The organism is Rhodococcus sp. P4_B6, from assembly GCF_056402215.1.
Genome location: NZ_JBFUHV010000191.1, coordinates 1 through 15,298 on the forward strand (window position 1 = coordinate 1; position 15,298 = coordinate 15,298).

At 68.2% G+C, this 15,298-nt stretch carries 14 protein-coding genes; 9 read left to right on the forward strand and 5 right to left on the reverse strand.

What is annotated here, in order from left to right:
* The first annotated feature begins 281 nt into the window (after positions 1-281).
* From mca to AC1DWT_RS43310, 3 genes are read left to right on the forward strand one after another with little or no spacing between them, the layout of a single operon-like run.
* Positions 282-1,160 (forward strand): mycothiol conjugate amidase Mca, encoded by an 879-nt coding sequence (mca, locus tag AC1DWT_RS43300; protein ID WP_087555983.1) that lies wholly within the window; start codon positions 282-284, stop codon positions 1,158-1,160.
* Positions 1,157-1,477: a hypothetical protein gene (locus tag AC1DWT_RS43305; RefSeq protein ID WP_072940693.1), complete on the forward strand. Its 321-nt coding sequence runs from the start codon at positions 1,157-1,159 to the stop codon at positions 1,475-1,477. The genes mca and AC1DWT_RS43305 overlap by 4 nt, the downstream gene beginning before the upstream one ends.
* A 17-nt stretch (positions 1,478-1,494) precedes the next feature.
* A complete protein-coding gene (locus AC1DWT_RS43310) occupies positions 1,495-3,510 on the forward strand; it encodes a thioredoxin domain-containing protein (protein WP_095861125.1) in 2,016 nt (671 codons plus the stop codon).
* 6 nt (positions 3,511-3,516) lie between these two features.
* Here AC1DWT_RS43310 and trhA read toward each other — a convergent pair whose 3' ends face one another.
* Positions 3,517-4,185 (reverse strand): PAQR family membrane homeostasis protein TrhA, encoded by a 669-nt coding sequence (gene trhA / locus AC1DWT_RS43315; RefSeq protein ID WP_072940688.1) that lies wholly within the window; start codon positions 4,183-4,185, stop codon positions 3,517-3,519.
* Between the two features lie 161 nt (positions 4,186-4,346).
* Between trhA and AC1DWT_RS43320 the strand changes: the two genes are divergently transcribed.
* Positions 4,347-5,114, forward strand: a complete 768-nt coding sequence (locus AC1DWT_RS43320) for an isoprenyl transferase (protein ID WP_072940685.1) — start codon at positions 4,347-4,349, stop codon at positions 5,112-5,114.
* A gap of 41 nt (positions 5,115-5,155) precedes the next feature.
* Here the strand turns inward: AC1DWT_RS43320 and coaA are convergent, their stop codons facing one another.
* The gene (gene coaA, locus AC1DWT_RS43325) at positions 5,156-6,088 is read right to left on the reverse strand and encodes a type I pantothenate kinase (protein ID WP_072940683.1); all 933 of its coding nucleotides are present in this window, start codon (positions 6,086-6,088) and stop codon (positions 5,156-5,158) included.
* A 169-nt stretch (positions 6,089-6,257) separates the two neighbouring features.
* On the opposite strand from coaA, the gene AC1DWT_RS43330 reads away from it, so the two are divergent.
* From AC1DWT_RS43330 to AC1DWT_RS43340, 3 genes are all read left to right on the forward strand, one after another.
* Positions 6,258-7,478 carry a DUF885 domain-containing protein gene (locus AC1DWT_RS43330; protein WP_072940680.1) on the forward strand — a complete coding sequence of 407 codons (1,221 nt, stop codon included), beginning with the start codon at positions 6,258-6,260 and terminating at the stop codon, positions 7,476-7,478.
* A gap of 66 nt (positions 7,479-7,544) precedes the next feature.
* On the forward strand, positions 7,545-8,840 hold the full coding sequence (gene glyA / locus AC1DWT_RS43335) for a serine hydroxymethyltransferase (RefSeq protein ID WP_477925506.1): 1,296 nt from the start codon (positions 7,545-7,547) through the stop codon (positions 8,838-8,840).
* A 309-nt stretch (positions 8,841-9,149) separates the two neighbouring features.
* Positions 9,150-10,517 (forward strand): PhoH family protein, encoded by a 1,368-nt coding sequence (locus AC1DWT_RS43340; RefSeq protein ID WP_072940675.1) that lies wholly within the window; start codon positions 9,150-9,152, stop codon positions 10,515-10,517.
* Positions 10,518-10,592: 75 nt separating this feature from the next.
* On the opposite strand, the gene AC1DWT_RS43345 is transcribed toward AC1DWT_RS43340, so the two are convergent.
* Both AC1DWT_RS43345 and AC1DWT_RS43350 read right to left on the reverse strand, forming a co-directional pair.
* Positions 10,593-11,024, reverse strand: coding sequence for a limonene-1,2-epoxide hydrolase family protein (locus tag AC1DWT_RS43345; protein WP_095861123.1), 432 nt, complete (start codon positions 11,022-11,024; stop codon positions 10,593-10,595).
* Positions 11,025-11,051: 27 nt separating this feature from the next.
* Complete coding sequence (locus AC1DWT_RS43350) at positions 11,052-12,662, reverse strand: serine hydrolase (RefSeq protein ID WP_095861122.1); 1,611 nt, start codon at positions 12,660-12,662, stop codon at positions 11,052-11,054.
* Positions 12,663-12,818: 156 nt separating this feature from the next.
* On the opposite strand from AC1DWT_RS43350, the gene AC1DWT_RS43355 reads away from it, so the two are divergent.
* Positions 12,819-13,676 (forward strand): acyl-ACP desaturase, encoded by an 858-nt coding sequence (locus tag AC1DWT_RS43355; RefSeq protein ID WP_477925509.1) that lies wholly within the window; start codon positions 12,819-12,821, stop codon positions 13,674-13,676.
* A 61-nt stretch (positions 13,677-13,737) separates the two neighbouring features.
* On the opposite strand, the gene AC1DWT_RS43360 is transcribed toward AC1DWT_RS43355, so the two are convergent.
* Positions 13,738-15,096, reverse strand: a complete 1,359-nt coding sequence (locus tag AC1DWT_RS43360; protein WP_477925511.1) for a class II fumarate hydratase — start codon at positions 15,094-15,096, stop codon at positions 13,738-13,740.
* A 6-nt stretch (positions 15,097-15,102) separates the two neighbouring features.
* Here AC1DWT_RS43360 and AC1DWT_RS43365 point away from each other — a divergent pair.
* The coding region (locus AC1DWT_RS43365; protein WP_477925513.1) for a protein kinase domain-containing protein at positions 15,103-15,298 on the forward strand (196 nt) is incomplete at its 3' end.

The following is a 15,298-nucleotide window of genomic DNA, read 5'->3' on the forward strand; positions in this document are numbered from 1 at the left end:
CCGCCGCGGAGAGTGCCCACACGAGCCAGCGCTTCGGGCGCGCAGGCTTTGCCGCGGCTGTGTATCGGCCCGGGGGAAGCGTTCTCGTCATCTCTCAACTCTCGTACCGCTCCGGTTCCACGTAACTCACAGCACTCGAGCGGGGGCACGGCTGCAAGCGGAACTCTCGGGTGGAACTATAGAGGACGTGCGTCGGTGCGCCGTCAGCGATGGCGGAGGCGAGAGCGCGCGACACGGACAAGCCGGCAACGGCTACTGGCGAAGTTGAGGTGAACGAATACGTGAGCGGATTCCGGCTCATGGCCGTCCATGCGCATCCCGACGACGAGTCGAGCAAGGGTGCCGCGACAACGGCCCGTTACGCCGCAGAGGGCAACGAAGTGAAGGTCGTGACGTTGACCGGTGGTGAACGTGGCGACATCCTCAACCCCGCGATGGACGTGCCCGGGGTGCGTGACCGCATCCACGAGGTGCGCATCGAGGAAATGGCCGAGGCCGCGCGGATCCTGGGAGTCCAGCACCAGTGGCTGGGATTCGTGGACTCCGGCCTGCCGGAGGGAGACCCGAAGCCGCCACTGCCGGAGGGCTGCTTCGCGCTCGTTCCGCTCGAGGAATCGACCGAGGCGCTGGTGCGCGTCATCCGCGAGTTCCGTCCGCACGTCATGACCACGTACGACGAGAACGGCGGGTACCCGCACCCCGATCACATTCGCTGCCACGAGGTGTCGATGGCCGCCTACGAGGCCGCCGCCGATCCGGAGCAGTTCCCCGACGCCGGGGAGCCGTGGAAGGTGCAGAAGGTCTACTACTCGCACGGCTTCATCCGGAAGCGCCTCCTGCAGTTCCAGGAGGAGTACGACCGCCGCGGCGAAGAATTCCCGATGGCCGAGTGGCTCAAGAAGTGGAAGACCGAGCAGGGTGACCTGATGGCGCGCGTCACCACCCAGATCACGTGTGGCGACTATTTCCCGCAGCGTGACGACGCGTTGCGCGCCCACGCGACGCAGATCGACCCGAACGGCTCGTTCTTCGCGGTTCCGCTCGAGATCCAGCAGAAGATCTGGCCGACCGAGGAATTCGAGCTCGCCAAGACGCGGGTCACCACCTCCATCCCGGAGAGCGATCTGTTCGCGGGCATCCACGAGGACGGACAGCAGTGAATGCGTTGACGGTGAACATCGTGGCCGGCGCTGCGGACATCCTGGCGCAGACGCCGAGCACCCCGTCCGGTCCCGAATTCGGCAAGGCGTCGCCCATCGGCCTCGTCGTCATTCTTGCGCTGCTCGCGGGCGTGGTGCTGCTGGTGCGTTCGATGAACAAGAAGCTCAAGAACCTGCCCGAGACGTTCGAGCCGGAGCACCCCGAACCGGACCAGGAAGTGGACGAGGGCACCGACCGCGGCGCGATCCACGGCGGCGGCGCGGGCAAGACCGAACCGCCGAAGCCCACGGACACCCCGCCGAACCTGCAGAAGTAGTCGAACAGGAGCTGGACATGGACCCACGCGAACACAACACGCTCGCTGGGTCCACCAGCCCCTATCTGCGACAGCACGCCGACAACCCCGTGCACTGGCAGCAATGGGGTCCCGAGGCGACGGAGTGGGCGCGGGAACGGGACGTCCCGATCCTGCTGTCGATCGGATACTCGGCGTGCCACTGGTGCCATGTGATGGCCCACGAGTCCTTCGAGGACGAGGCGGTGGCGTCGCTGATGAACGAGCATTTCGTGTGCGTCAAGGTCGACCGCGAGGAGCGTCCCGACCTCGATGCCGTGTACATGAACGCCACGGTCGCGATGACCGGCCAGGGCGGATGGCCGATGACGTGTTTCCTCACCCCGGACGGGGCCCCGTTCTACTGCGGCACCTACTACCCGGCCGAGCCGCGTGGCGGGATGCCGTCGTTCACCCAGGTGCTGGGGGCCATCGCCGACACGTGGCGGGACCGCCGCGGCGACGTCGACGACGCGGCCGCCTCGGTGGTCGCGGAACTGCGGCGCGGGGCCGGCGGCATCCCCGAGGGTGATGTCCGGGTGACCGCCGACCTGCTGGACGCGGCCGCCGGGACCGTGCTGCGGGACGAGGACGCCGAACGCGGCGGGTTCGGGGGAGCCCCCAAGTTCCCGCCGTCCGCGCTGATGGAAGGCCTGCTGCGCACGTACGAGCGGTCCGGTGACGCGGACGTGCTCGGCGTCGTGACTCGGACGGCGTCGGCGATGGCGCGGGGCGGCATCTACGACCAGCTCGGCGGCGGCTTCGCCCGCTATTCGGTCGACGCCGCCTGGGTGGTGCCGCACTTCGAGAAGATGCTCTACGACAACGCCCAGCTGCTGCGCGCCTACGCGCACCTGGGCAGGCGGACGGGTTCGGACCTGGCCGTCCGCGTCACCGAGGAGACGGTCGGGTTCCTGCTGCGCGATCTGCGCACCGGGAACGGATCGTTCGCGTCCGCCCTCGACGCCGACACCGAGGGCGTCGAGGGACTCACGTACGTATGGACCCCGGAGCAGCTCGTCGAGGTGCTCGGACCGGACGACGGGGAGTGGGCGGCCCGGGTGTTCGCGGTGACCGCGGACGGGACGTTCGAGGCGGGCGCGTCGGTGCTGCAGCTCCCGCGCGACCCGGACGACTGGGACCGTTGGCGCCGGATCCGGGACACCCTGCTCGCCCGTCGTGCGATGCGGCCGCAGCCGGGCCGCGACGACAAGGTGGTCACCGCCTGGAACGGCCTCGCGATCACCGCACTGGCCGAGGCGGGCGCTGGACTCGGTAGATCGGAATGGGTGGACGCCGCCGCCGAGTGCGCGCGTGTGGTGCTGGACTTGCACGTCGTGGACGGTCGGCTGCGGCGGGCGTCCCTGGGAACGTCGGTGGGCGAGCCGGCCGGGGTGCTCGAGGACTACGCATGCCTGGCGACGGGGCTGCTCGCCTTGTATCAGGCGACCGGCGGCACCGAATGGCTGGCGCACGCGCAGTCGTTGCTCGATCGCGCTCTGATCCATTTCGCCGACGACGAGCGGCCGGGCAGCTGGTTCGACACCGCGGACGACGCCGAAACCCTCGTGACCCGTCCCCGCGACCCGGTCGACGGAGCGACGCCGTCCGGGGCGTCGTGCCTGGCCGAGGCGCTGCTCACCGCGGCCGCGGTGGCCGACGCGGACGCCTCGGGCCGGTACGCGACCGCGGCCGCCGCATCGCTCGACCGCGTCGCGCTGCTCCTGGAGCGCGCACCGCGATCGGCCGGGCACTGGCTCGCGGTGGCCGAGGCCTCGGTGCGCGGCCCGATCCAGGTGGCGGTGGCCACCGACGGCGATTCCGCGCTGCTGCGGGAGGCGCGCAGGCTCGCACCCGGCGGTGCCGTCGTGGTCGGCGGCGAACCGGATTCGTCCCCGCTGCTCGCCGACAGGCCGCTGGTCGGCGGCACGTCGGCGGCGTACGTGTGCCGCGGGTTCGTGTGCGACCGCCCGGTGTCGACGGCCGAGGACCTCGCCGCCGCGTTGAGCCGGTAGTCCGGCCTACCGGAACACCACCAGCCACACGGCGATGTAGTGGCACAGCGCCGCGATGACGGTGGCGGCGTGGAAGAACTCGTGATGCCCGAACGTGGTGGGCCACGGGTTGGGCCACTTGGTGGCGTAGAGGATCGCCCCGACCGAGTACAGGATGCCGCCGATCAGCAGCAGCAGCATCGGGAGGACGCCGACCTCGTGCGTCAGTTCGGGTGCCACCGGGACGATGGCCCAGCCGAGCAGCAGGTACAGCGGCACCCCGACCCAACGCGGTGCCGTCGGCCACAGCATCTTCAGCGCGACCCCCGCGAGTGCCCCCGCCCACACGACGATCAGCAGCGTCCGGCCCGTGTCGGGCGGCAGACCCAGCACCGCGAACGGGGTGTAGCTGCCTGCGATGAACAGGAAGATCATCGAATGGTCCGCGCGCTTCATCCACGTGCGGGCCGCGACCGTGTTCCAGTGGATGCGGTGGTAGGTGGCGCTGACCCCGAACACGCCGCACACCGTGAGGCTGTAGACCGCGGTGGCGAGCGCTGCTTCCGCGGACACCTGCGTGCCCGACAGCGTGACGAGGACGAGGCCGGCGATCACGGAGACGCCGAACGCCCACAGGTGGATCCACCCTCGCAGTCGGGGCTTGACGGGCAATTCGTCGAGGCCGAAAGCGGTCACCGAACACCTCTTCTCGCTGTGCGTGGCGCTAACCTACGCAACCGTAGGTTAGCTTGTGGTGAGAGCGTACCCGTCGGTAGCAGGATGTCGTGCGCTGTGTGACGGCCGTCGCGGATCGCCTACGGCTGCGGCGTAGTCTTGCGTGTCATGGTGATCTCCAGGTGAGTGCGCGAGGACTGCTGTACAGCATCTACGAGCGTCGGCTACTGAAGCGGCTCGACGGTCTACAGCACCCCCGGCACATAGCCGTGATGTGCGACGGCAACCGGCGGTGGGCCCGGGAGAACGGCTTCGAGGACGTCAGCCACGGCCACCGCATGGGCGCCCTGAAGATCTCCGAGATGCTCGGCTGGTGCGACGCCGCGGGCATCGAGATGGCCACCATCTACCTGCTGTCCACCGAGAACCTGCGCCGCGACCCCGAGGAACTCGACACCCTGCTCGAGATCATCACCGACGTCGTCGAAGAGATCTCCGGACCGGACAAGAACTGGAGCGTCAAGATCGTCGGCGCCCTCGACCTCCTGCCCGCCGAACAGTCCCGCCGCCTGCGGGACGCGGCCGCCGGAACCGAGGGTCGCACCGGCACCCACGTCAACGTCGCGATCGGCTACGGCGGGCGCCAGGAGATCGCCGACGCCGTGCAGTCGCTGCTCAGCGAGAAACTCCTCGCCGGACTGTCGGGCGACGAACTCGTGAAATCGATCACCATCGACGGCATCGACGGCCACCTCTACACCTCCGGCCAGCCCGACCCCGACCTCGTGATCCGCACGTCGGGGGAGCAGCGGCTGTCGGGGTTCCTGCTGTGGCAGAGCGCGTACTCCGAGATCTGGTTCACGGAGGCGTACTGGCCGGAGTTCCGCCGCGTCGACTTCCTCCGGGCGCTGCGTGACTACGCCGCCCGGCACCGCCGCTTCGGCGTCTGACGTGAGCGGCGAAGCGTGCCGGAACACACTTCGCCACTCACCTACAGCTTGCGCAGGCGCAGCCGGTTGATCGAATGATTGGCATCCTTGCGGAGCACGAGCGTCGCGCGCGGACGCGTCGGCAGGATGTTCTCCACCAGATTCGGCCGGTTGATGTTGTGCCAGATCTCCTGCGCGGCAGACGTCGCGTCCCGGTCGGACAGTCCGGCGTAGTGGTGGAAATGCGCGTCGGGGTCGGAGAACGACGTCTTCCGCAGCGCGAGAAATCGCTGGATGTACCAGTTCTCGATGTCCTCGATCCGGGCGTCGACGTAGATCGAGAAGTCGAACAGGTCCGACACCATCAGCCGCGGACCGGTCTGCAGCACGTTGAGACCCTCGATGATGAGGATGTCCGGCTGCCGGATCAGGTGGTACTGGCCGGGGATGATGTCGTACGAGATGTGCGAATAGACCGGTGCGGCCACTTCTTCGGCCCCCGACTTCACCTCGGTGACGAACCGCAGCAGCTTGCGGCGGTCGTAACTCTCGGGAAAGCCCTTGCGGTGCATGATCCCGCGGCGGTTCAATTCGGCCGTCTGGTACAGGAAGCCGTCCGTCGTCACCAGGTCGACACGGGGATGGTGCTCCCAGCGCGCGAGGAGCGCCTGCAGGACACGCGCCGTGGTGGACTTGCCGACCGCCACGCTGCCCGCGACGCCGATCACGAACGGCACCTGCTGGTCGGGATGCTTTTCGCCGAGGAACGTCGCGGTCGCGGCGAACAGTCGCTGCCGGGCCGCCACCTGTAGGTGGATGAGACGCGACAGCGGCAGGTAGACCTCCGCGACCTCCTCGAGGTCGATCTGCTCGCCGAGGCCCCGCAGTCCGTACAGCTCTTCCTCGGTGAGGACGAGCGGCGTCGACTTACGCAGTGTGCGCCACTGCTTCCGGTCGAATTCGACGTACGGACTGGACTCGCTCGTCCGCGCCATCAGTTCCGCTCACACTCGGGTACACGGGGGAGTGAGCGGTCCATGCCCAGAATCTCTGCCGTCGTCGTCGCGCTGGCGAGTAGCGGTTGCATAGTCGGATTGTGCTTGGTGCCACAGGCTGCGCTGTCGGCGGGTCAGGCAGACGCGTCTGCGACTAAGGTCGGACGGCATGGAATCCGATTCGTTCGTTCGCGAATACTTGCTGCTCGGGCTGGGTTTCGACCGGCTGGAGGAAGGATTCGTCGACGCGTACACCGGCGATCCCGCGCTGCGCAGGCAGGTAGAGAACGCGCCGAAGCCCGATCCGAGGGACCTCGCCCGGACGGCGGCGAACCTCCGCGCGGAGTTGCCCTCGGCGGGACTGTCCGAGGAGCGGACCCGGTTCCTCGACGTCCACCTGCGCGCGCTCGAATGCTCGGGGCGCAAATTCGCGGGTGACGACGTCGGCTTCGTCGACGAGGTCGACGCGTACTTCGACGTCCGCATCGAACGCGGCGACGAGGAGCAGTACCGGGAGGCACACCGGAAGATGGACGCCGTGCTGCCCGGACCGGGACCGCTGGCCGAACGCATCCGGGTGCACCGGGCGAAGGACGCGATTCCCGCCGACCGGTTGCAGGAATGCGTCGACGCCTTCTCGAGCGCCCTTCGCGACCTCGTGCGGCAGCACTACGCGCTGCCCGACTCGGAGGTGGTGGAGTACGAGGTCGTGGGCGACAAGCCGTGGTCCGGGTTCAACTACTACCTCGGCGACTACCGCTCGAAGGTCGCGATCAACTCCGACCTCGAACAGCACATGGCGAACCTGCCGCGGCTGATCGCGCACGAGTCGTACCCCGGCCACCACACCGAGCACTGCCGGAAGGAAGCCGGGCTCGTCGGCGCCGGACAACTCGAGCAGACGTTGTTCGTCGTCAACACCCCGCAGTGCCTGATGGCCGAGGGCCTCGCCGACCTCGCGCTCGAATCGATCGTCGGGTCCGACTGGGGGCTGTGGGCGCAGGAAATCTACGCCGACCTCGGTCTGCGATTCGACGGTGAGCAGGCGCAACGCCTGTCCGGTGCGTCCGGACAGCTGCTCGGGGTGCGGCAGGACGCGGCGATGATGCTGCACGACGAAGGCCGCAGCCACGACGACGTCGCGGCGTTCCTGCAGCGGTGGAGCCTGTCGACCCCCGAGCGGGCCCGGCAGTCGCTGCGCTTCCTGTCCTCGCCGCTGTGGCGGGCATACACCAGCACGTACGTGGAGGGATACCGCCTGCTCGGGGGCTGGCTGGCCGAGGTGCCGGTCGGCGCGGAACGGTCGGAACGGTTCCGCCGACTGCTCGACGAGCCGCTCGTTCCCAGCGTCCTGCGTGCCGGTGAGGGGTACCTCACCGCGGGCGGTTAGGAAGTCCTCACGGATAGTTCGTAGACTGGGAGCATTCGTTTCCGCATCCAGCTTGGAGATTCCTCGATGACCGCTGTGCCCGGTACCGACGTCAACACGGCCCCCCTCGCCGAACTCGACCCCGAAGTCGCCCAGGCCATGGCAGGTGAGCTGGCCCGTCAGCGCGACACGCTGGAGATGATCGCCTCAGAGAACTTCGTTCCCCGTGCCGTCCTCCAGGCGCAGGGCAGCGTCCTCACCAACAAGTACGCCGAAGGGTACCCGGGACGCCGCTACTACGGCGGCTGCGAGCACGTCGACGTCGTCGAGGACCTCGCCCGCACCCGGGCGAAGGAGCTGTTCGGCGCCGACTTCGCGAACGTCCAGCCGCACTCCGGCGCGCAGGCCAACGCGGCGGTCCTGATGGCCCTGATGAACCCGGGCGAGAAGCTCCTCGGCCTCGACCTGGCGCACGGCGGCCACCTCACGCACGGCATGAAGCTGAACTTCTCCGGCAAGCTCTACGACGTCGAGTCGTACGGGGTCAGCAAGGAAGACCACCGCATCGACATGGACGAGGTCCGCAAGATCGCCGTCGCCGCGCAGCCGAAGGTCATCGTCGCCGGCTGGTCCGCGTACCCGCGGCACGAGGACTTCGCCGCGTTCCGGTCGATCGCCGACGAGGTCGGCGCGTACCTGTGGGTCGACATGGCGCACWTCGCGGGCCTGGTCGCGGCCGGGCTGCACCCGTCGCCCGTGCCCTACGCCGACGTCGTGTCCAGCACCGTCCACAAGACGCTCGGCGGGCCCCGCTCCGGTCTGATCCTGGCCAAGCAGGAGTGGGCGAAGAAGCTCAACTCCGCCGTGTTCCCCGGTCAGCAGGGTGGGCCGCTGATGCACGCCATCGCCGCCAAGGCCGTCTCCCTGAAGATCGCAGGCACCGACGAGTTCAAGGACCGTCAGCAGCGCACCCTCACCGGTGCGAAGATCCTCGCCGAGCGCCTGACCGGCTCGGATGTCGTGGACAAGGGCGTCAGCGTCCTCACCGGCGGTACCGACGTGCACCTCGTGCTCGTCGACCTGCGCAACTCGCAGCTCGACGGCCAGCAGGGTGAGGACCTCCTCCACGAGGTCGGCATCACCGTCAACCGCAACGCCGTGCCGTTCGACCCGCGCCCGCCGATGGTCACGTCCGGTCTCCGGATCGGCACCGCCGCGCTCGCGTCCCGCGGATTCGGCGACGAGCAGTTCACCGAGGTCGCCGACATCATCGGCACCGCGCTCGCCGGTGCGTCCGACGTCGAGACGCTGAAGGCCCGCGTGTCGAAGCTCGCCGCCGACTTCCCGCTGTACGAGGGTCTCGAGGACTGGCGCCTGATCTAGGCGGCTCCGCCGCCCGTGCGCCTTTTTGGTAGCTGGAGCAACCAGAAAGGCGCACGGGCGCGAAGCGCCTTCTCCGTGTAACCAGTTGTTCACCGACACGCCCGCCGCTCGGTCAGCCGATCGGCGTGTTTGGCAGTACCGTCGGGGGTAACAGGCAGCGGGGAAGTTGCTTGTACGGGAGGTCCTGATCGTGGCTGACACACTCAGTGCGAGGGGGCCGGCGCCCGGCCCTCGTGTGGTGACACACCAGGGACGGACCGGTCCAGCGAACCGAGTTTGCGCGGGTGCCGCGCAGACCTAGGAGCCAACGTGACTGCTTCACGCTCCGTCTCAGCCCGCGCCGGACAGTCGTCCGTCGCCCCCAGGAAATCTTCGGATTCTGCAGTGCGTACGTTCGTACTCGACACCTCCGTACTGCTGTCCGACCCCTGGGCCGTCACCAGGTTCGCCGAGCACCGCGTGGTGCTTCCCCTCGTCGTGATCAGCGAGCTCGAAGGGAAGCGGCATCACCACGAGTTGGGATGGTTCGCAAGAGAATCGCTGCGCATGCTCGACGACCTCCGTCTCGAGTACGGTCGACTCGACCAGCCCGTGCCGATCGGCACGGACGGCGGCACCCTGCAGGTCGAGCTGAATCACACCGACCCGTCGGTTCTGCCGGTCGGATTCCGCACGGACAGCAACGATTCGAGGATCCTGGCCTGCGCATTGAACCTCGAGGCCGAGGGCGGTGACGTCGTCCTGGTCAGCAAGGACATCCCGCTGCGGGTGAAGGCCGGTGCGGTGGGCCTCCCGGCCGACGAGTACCACGCCCACGACGTCGTTCCGTCGGGTTGGACGGGGATGACCGAGTTGGATGTGGCGTCGTCATCGATCGACGAGCTGTTCTCCGAAGGCGTCGTCGATCTGGAGGAGGCCCGGGAGCTTCCGTGCCACACGGGTATTCGGCTGCTGGGTGGTTCGTCGAGTGCACTGGGCCGCGTGAACGCCGACAAGCGGGTGCAGCTGGTGCGGGGGGAGCGGGAGGCGTTCGGCCTGCACGGACGTTCGGCCGAGCAGCGGATCGCCCTCGACATCCTGCTGGACGACAGTGTGGGCATCGTGTCGCTCGGCGGCAAGGCGGGCACCGGAAAGTCGGCGCTGGCGTTGACGGCGGGACTAGAGGCGGTGCTCGAGCGTCGCACTCAGCGGAAAGTCGTTGTCTTCCGGCCGCTCTACGCGGTGGGCGGCCAGGAACTCGGCTATCTGCCGGGCAGTGAGAGCGAGAAGATGGGTCCCTGGGCCCAGGCGGTCTTCGACACTCTCGACGGCCTGGCCAGCACCGAGGTGATGGACGAGGTGATCAGCCGCGGCATGCTGGAAGTGCTGCCGCTCACGCACATTCGCGGACGGTCGCTGCACGATTCGTTCGTGATCGTGGACGAGGCGCAGTCGCTCGAACGCAACGTGCTGCTCACGGTGCTGTCCCGGCTGGGTACCGGGTCCCGGGTGATCCTCACCCACGACGTCGCCCAGCGCGACAACCTGAGGGTCGGACGTCACGACGGTGTGGCCGCGGTGATCGAGAAGCTCAAGGGGCATCCGCTGTTCGCGCACATCACGTTGACCCGCAGTGAGCGTTCGCCGATCGCGGCGCTCGTGACGGAGATGCTGGAGGAGTTCGGGCCGACGCCGTAGGCGACTGCCCTGCAGCGTGATCCGCCCGATGTCGCCACGGTCCGAAACGAACCGAGGTGACATCGGGCGGATATGTCAGAACGCGCGCACGATGCCTTTGAGGGTGCCCCAGAGGACATCCCGGTTGCTGAAGTAGTCGCGCCAGACGGCGATCTTGCCATCCCTCATCTCGAACGTGCCGCACACCCAGAATTCGCTGCGCAGCCGCTTGTAGATGAGGACGTCGGTGCGTTCGGTCAGCACGGCCGTTCCGTCGCCGGCGATGTGGTGCAGGCGCACGTCGAATCCGAAACCGGGACGGCTCATTCCGCGGAAGATCCGCATGACGGCGCCGATGCCGCGGATCTTCGGCAGCGACACGTTGTGCCAGATGATGTCGTCGTGGAGATACTGCTGCGCGGTGTCCGGATCGCCGGCGACGAGGGCGTCCAGGAATGCCCGGACCACTTGGATATCCGCCGTCTCCGTGCGATCGGTTCCCGTCGGTGCATGCGAGTTCGTGTTCATGATCTTCTCCCCGTCGGTTGTGTCGGCTCAGCGGACGAACATCCCCGTGCCTTCGGTGTCGTAGTACTCGAGTGTGACGTCGTTGCCGGCGAACGTGGCCTTCGAGATGGTTCCGGGCGGGGCGTTCTCCCCGCTGAGCGTGAAGGTGAAGGTGTCGCCTTCCCAGTGGGTCAGGGGGTACGTCTGCCCGGCGGGCCCGAGCCCGAGCGTCAGCGCGCCGTTGCTCTCGGTGACGACCGCGGGCCCCCAGTACGGGTTGTTGTACGTGCCCGCGTAGGTCGGCAGCGGCTGCGGTGGCGCCGGATTCGCGGGGGCCGTCTGGCCGACGAGACTGCCCTCGGGCTCGGACATCGGCGAGATGGCCTGCCGATACAACGATCTCCAGTCCTCGCGGATCTCCCCGAACTGGACGAGGTCGGCGAACTCGGCGGTGAGGGTCTCGGGAATTCCGATGGGCGACCCGTTGGTCAGCGCGACGATCGCGACGTCGGCGGACGGTATCGCGACGAAGTTCGTCGCCACCCCGAGCTGGAACCCGCCGGAGTGGCTCAGGGAGACCCGGCCGGCCGGGGTGGTCGAGACGTTGAACCCGTAACCGTACGATCCCGGACGGCTGTCCATCGAACGCGGTGGGCTGGACACGATCTGAGGACTGACCGCCGGTTGCAGCGCCTCGGGGGAGACGATCTCCTTGCCCTCGAACGTTCCGTCGGCCAGCAGCATTGCCAGCCATTTGCCCATGTCGTTGACGGACGAGCTCACCCCGCCTGCGGGGGACTGCGCGTCGGGGTTGCGTACCGCATCGGCGACGTACTTGCCGTCGACGAGTTGGTGCGCGACGGCGCGGTCGCTGCGGGCCTCGTAGTCGGCGAACCGCGAACTCGTGGACGACATTCCCAGCGGCCCGTAGATCGCCTGTTCGGAGAGCGTCGCCCAATCCGTCCCCGATGCCGCCGCGACGGCCTCGGCCGCCGCAGTGAGACCGAAGTTGGTGTACTCGTAAGTGATCCGAAACGGGTTCAGCGGGTCGAGCCGGAGTTTGTCGAGCACCTGCTGCTGGTCGTACCCCAGGTCCTCGAGGTGGTCGCCGGCATGATCGGGCAAGCCCGACCGGTGTGAGTACAGATCGCCCACCGTGACGTGCTCGGTGACCCACGGGTCGGCGAGGGCGAAACCGGGCAGCTTGGACACCACGGGAGTGTCCCAGCCGATGACGCCGGCATCGACCTGATGGGCCACCACCGTCGACCCCACCGACTTCGACATCGACGCCAGTTGGAACACGGTGTCCGCGTCCACCTTCTGATCGGTACCCGCCTCGCGCACCCCGAATCCCTTCGCGTAGACGGTCTGCCCGCCGTGGACGACGGCGACCGCCATGCCCGGCAGTCCGGAGCTCTCCATCAACTCGTTCGCCAGGTCGTCGAGGCGGCCCACGGCATCGTCGATCTGGCCGTCGGGAATGTCGACGCCCGCGACGGCGGCCGGGTTGGGCGGGCCGGAGGACTCCGAGGTTGGATTGGCGCCGGACGCGTCGGCGGATCCTGCGTCGTCCGCGTCGGAGCCGCATCCGGTCACGAGTGACCCGCCGAGAGCGACAGCCGAGAGAAGTATCGTCAGGTTCCGAAGTCTGCGCATTGGTGATCCTCCGCTCGGGCCCGGGGAAGCCGTCAGCTGTCAGYCTAACGATCGCAGGACCATGACCTGGATGTTTTCGTCACAACGCCGGCGTTGTTCACGTCGAATCCACCGGTGGTCGACCCGGCTCCGGGCCGCGGACGCTACGGTGTGCGGATGCCGATTKAAAAAAACGACTCGCAGCTGCTCAGTGAGCTGGCCCCGGTGGTGGACGAAAACCTCACACGTCACATCGCCGAGGCGGACGGCTGGCAGCCGCACGATCTGGTTCCGTGGGACCAGGGCAAGAACTTCGCGTTCATGGGTGGAACGGATTGGTCGGCAGATCAGTCGACCCTGAGCGACGTCGAGGCACTCGCGCTGACGGTGGGCGTGCTGGTGGCCGACAACGTGCCCGCATACCACCGTGAGATCGCCAAGCACCTGGCCCTGGTGGGCCCGTGGTGGCGCTGGGTCGGCCGCTGGACCGCGGAGGAGAACCGGCACTCCATCGTGCTCCGGAACTACCTGATGGTGACGCGCGCCGTCGATCCCGTCGCCCTCGAGCGCGCCCGGATGGACGAGATGGTCCGCGGTTACGCGATGCCGCCGATGCATCTGATCGAGATGCTCGCGAACTCTGCATTCGAGGAGAAGGCCGCGGCCGTGCGTCATCACAACACGGCCGCGCTCGGTGAGGACCCGCTGGTAGCCGTGATTGCCGAGCGGCTGGCCTCGGACGACGAACTGCAGTCGCTGTTCTACCGGAACGTCGTCGAGGCGGCGTTCGAGCTGGTGCCCGACCAGACGATGCGCGCCATCGCCTCGCGGATCGTCGCGTTCGACGTGCCGAGCGTGGCATTGCCCGGCGGAACCGACAGCACCGCGGTGCTCGCGGAGGCCGGCATCTACGACCCCGCCCAGCAGGGGGAGAAGGTGTTCGCCCCGCTGCTCCGCTCGTGGAACATCGCCGGACGCACCGACCTCGGCACCGAGGGCGAGAAGGCCCGCGACGAGCTGTCCGCGCTGCTGTAGGACTTCGACGCGAGAGGGCCCGCACTCGGTTCGAGTGCGGGCCCTCTCGCGTCGGCCGGGGTCAGTCCTTCACCTTTGCCATCGCCAGCACGTCGAGACGCTTGTCGAGTTCTTCCTCGGTCAGCTTGTCGCCGATCAGACCGCGGTCGACGACGGTCTCGCGGATGGTCTTCTTCTCCTTCAGCGCCTGTTTGGCGACGGCCGCGGCCTCCTCGTACCCGATCGCGGAATTCAGCGGCGTCACGATGGACGGCGACGACTCCGCGAGGGTCTTGAGGTGCTCGGTGTTCGCGACGAGCCCCACGACGCACCGGTCGGCGAACAGTCGCGACACGTTGGACAGCAACGTCAGCGATTCGAGCAGGTTCCGCGCCATCATCGGGATGTACACGTTGAGTTCGAAGGCGCCCGCCGCACCGCCCCAGGCGACCGCGGCGTCGTTGCCGACCACCTGTGCGGCAACCTGGGTGGCGGCCTCCGGGAGAACCGGGTTGACCTTGCCGGGCATGATCGAACTGCCGGGCTGCAGGTCGGGGAGACGGATCTCGCCGAGACCGGTGAGCGGACCCGACCCCATCCAGCGGATGTCGTTGGCGATCTTGGTCAGGGACACCGCGATCGTGCGCAGCGCGCCGGAAGCCTCCACCAGTCCGTCACGCGCGGCCTGCGCCTCGAAGCTGTTCTTCGCCGGGGTGAGGGCGTCGACGCCCGTCGCCTTGACCAGTTCGGCGACGACCTTCGGTCCGAATCCGTCGGGGGCGTTGAGTCCCGTCCCGACCGCGGTGCCGCCGATGGGCAGCTCACCGAGCCGCGGAAGGCAGGCCACCACCCGCTCCATCCCGGCCTCCATCTGACGGGCGTACCCGCCGAACTCCTGACCGAGGGTCACCGGGACGGCGTCCATGAGGTGGGTGCGGCCCGACTTCACGACGGTCTTCCACTCGGTGGACTTGTCAAGCAGGGCGAGGCGCAGGTGGTCGAGGGCGGGCAGCAGGTCCTTCACCGCCGACTCGGTTGCCGCGACGTGCGTCGCGGTGGGGAAGGTGTCGTTGGACGACTGCGACATGTTGACGTCGTCGTTGGGGTGGACGACCACACCGTTCGCCGCGGCGATCGACGCGATCACCTCGTTGGCGTTCATGTTGGAACTGGTGCCCGAACCGGTCTGGAAGACGTCGATGGGGAACTGGTCGTCGTGCTTGCCCTCGGCGATCTCGCCTGCCGCGGCGATGATGGCATCCGCCTTCTCGGCGTCGAGGAGCCCGAGATCCTTGTTGACCTGCGCACAGGCTGCCTTCAGCAGACCCATCGCGCGTATCTGGGTGCGCTCGAGACCTCGACCGCTGATCGGGAAGTTCTCGACGGCGCGCTGAGTTTGCGCGCGCCACAGCGCATCCACGGGCACCCGCACCTCGCCCATGGTGTCGTGTTCGATCCGGTACTGCTGGCCGAGCAGCAGGACACCACTCGGAGCATCGTGGTGGGATCCCCCGCGTACACCGCCCCGGAGCTGCTTCACGGACAGCCGCCGACGATTGCCTCGGACATTTACAGTGTCGGCGCCACCTTGTTCACGACCTTGGCCGGTCGTCCGGCCTTCGGCCGCCGCCGCGGCGAGGAGC